Source organism: Empedobacter sp. GD03865, assembly GCF_029840775.1.
GTDB classification, from domain to species: Bacteria; Bacteroidota; Bacteroidia; order Flavobacteriales; family Weeksellaceae; genus Empedobacter; species Empedobacter falsenii_B.
Window position 1 is genome coordinate 1 of sequence record NZ_JAOCDF010000070.1, and the last position, 1,607, is coordinate 1,607.

General features: G+C 27.5%; 2 protein-coding genes. Both read right to left on the reverse strand.

Annotated elements, in window-relative coordinates; genetic code table 11:
* Positions 1-7: 7 nt before the first annotated feature.
* On the reverse strand, positions 8-901 hold the full coding sequence (locus N5D46_RS14635; RefSeq protein WP_280050438.1) for an MBL fold metallo-hydrolase: 894 nt from the start codon (positions 899-901) through the stop codon (positions 8-10).
* Positions 898-1,590 (reverse strand): hypothetical protein, encoded by a 693-nt coding sequence (locus N5D46_RS14640; protein ID WP_280050439.1) that lies wholly within the window; start codon positions 1,588-1,590, stop codon positions 898-900. The genes N5D46_RS14635 and N5D46_RS14640 overlap by 4 nt, the downstream gene beginning before the upstream one ends.
* Positions 1,591-1,607: the final 17 nt, after the last annotated feature.

Genomic DNA, 1,607 nt, shown 5'->3' on the forward strand with positions numbered 1-1,607 from the left:
AGAAGTACTACTTTTTAGTTTTCACTTGTAAGAATTTTTTTCCATCACTTCTTAAACCAAAGTCAACAAAAATTTCACCGTCAGTTCTTGTTGTTAGACATTTTCTTACCTCGCTACTACCATCATTGTAATGTACTTTCCAGCCCTTTGATTTTTGAGAGTATCTTGTAGTAGCACTTGTATCACAGAAGCGACCATCAGAAATAATTGTTAAGTTAGGATTCACTATATTCATAAATTCATTATTATATCCTGATTCACGTCCGTGATGAGGCGCTAATAAAATATCTGCATCTTTTATCGCATCGTTGAAAGATTCTTTTAAAAGAAGTTCTTCGAATGAACATCTTTCATTGTCTCCAGGAATAACAATTTTAATATCTTGAAATTCTAATACAGTAATTATACTATGATTATTGAAATTGTTTTTATTGCAACTAGTAGGATGAAAAGTTCTGATTTTCAATCCACCATAATTATCTGATTTTCTAGGATTAGATGTATTATTTTCATCTACAGGAGAATTATATCTGTTGTTTATTTCACAATACTTTTCAAAAATGGGCTTGTCTCTATTTCTGATGGTAGTTGTAGCTTTTTCCTCTTGCATAACTTCCTCATTGGTTATATGCTTGGGTCTTAATAAAATCTTCGGATTTAATTCGTCAAAATTGACAATATCTTCAATGTGATCTAAGTGAGGATGTGTTATTATAACATAATCTAATTGCTTAACTCCCATATAATGTTTCAAATACATTAATGGACTGAATCCTTGATTATTGTCATCAAAAGAGCCGATACCAAGGTCAATTACAATATGTTTTCCATTTGGAGATTTAATATATGTAGCGTGTCCAGCTTGAACATCCCAAAAAATAATTTTTACAGTTTGACTCATATATTATCAGTTAAAAATTGTTCATATAAAGTTTTTGCATAATAATTACCAAATTTGTTAAGGATAAATTTTGATAACAGAATTGGTATTATATAAATAGACAGAAGGATTAACGATGTGATTTTTAGAGTCGAGTCATTGGAAATATAAGAATAAATTAAAATTCCAAAGCTTATGATTGTAGCAATTAAGGAACCACCTATTAGATTTCTTATAAATCCATATTCAACATTATGTTGAAAAAGTAATATATTTCCTCTTAGATAGTTTCTTATATGTGAAACAGCAAATGCTATTTGTTTTTTAGATTCGTTTAAATCATTGTTTTCATCTGCTTCGTTTTTTAGTTTTATTTTAAACTTTTCATTTATCTTTTTCCTTATTTTTATTTTTGAATCTTTATCTAATTTGTCATTTGCCCAAAGTAGCAATTTGGTAGTTGGCATTTCAATTTCTTCTTTAAAATATATCCGTTGAAATAATTCTTTAGATACTATTCTATTAATTTGGATACTTAAGAAAATTATTGCTGCTGAAATTCCGAATCCAGTTAAAGTTGGTAAAATAGAATAAATTTGATTTAAAGAAGGATAAAGTTCTTTATTAAGGACATAATTTATAAAAATGATAATTGGAATTGCAGTAAGAATTGTTGGAAATAATCTAGCTCTAATAAAATATTGATTCATTGTGTTTGGTTATAGTA